The organism is Tsukamurella sputi, from assembly GCF_007858445.1.
Classification (GTDB): Bacteria; Actinomycetota; Actinomycetes; order Mycobacteriales; family Mycobacteriaceae; genus Tsukamurella; species Tsukamurella sputi.
Window position 1 is genome coordinate 1 of record NZ_VIGV01000161.1, and the last position, 556, is coordinate 556.

Genomic DNA, 556 nt, shown 5'->3' on the forward strand with positions numbered 1-556 from the left:
CACGACATGACAGTAATGGTAACAGGTAGCCACTTAACAGAAGAGGAAGCGAAAGATTCCCTTGAACGATATAGTGAAAGATTGATCGCTGATGCACCTGCTGGAGCAACAGTAGAGATACTTGAGATTCTCCCGCAACCAGAGGAGATCTACTACACCATTACTGTGCCACAAAAACTTTATACCTGGCAGCGATTAAAGCGCGATAATGACCAACTGACCGTTATTGCGGTGACCTCTGAAGAGGAGACTCCTAAAGTTGACCCTCTGCAGATTCTTAAAGAAGCCCAATTTGGTGCCTACTAGTGTCAAAATCGAGCAGATCCACAACAATATACACCACAAGGGTCTACGCAGAGAATAATCGCAATTAGGACTTATACTTTGCCTCTCTGATAGAGGATAGATTATAAAAAGGGAAGCATTACGCTTCCCTTTAACTTTGCCTTTAAACTTTAATTTTAAACTTTAGCTTTAACTTTAACTTTAACTTTCAATAGAGTCGCAACACTTATAATACTCTATCCTGCTAGCAACCTATCAAGAGTTAACAGCT

At 40.6% G+C, this 556-nt stretch carries 1 protein-coding gene; it reads left to right on the forward strand.

Going from position 1 to position 556, the window contains the following annotated elements:
* Window positions 1–306 (forward strand): hypothetical protein (locus tag FK268_RS26120; RefSeq protein WP_158636222.1); only part of this gene is annotated, 306 nt, incomplete at its 5' end.
* Window positions 307–556: the final 250 nt, after the last annotated feature.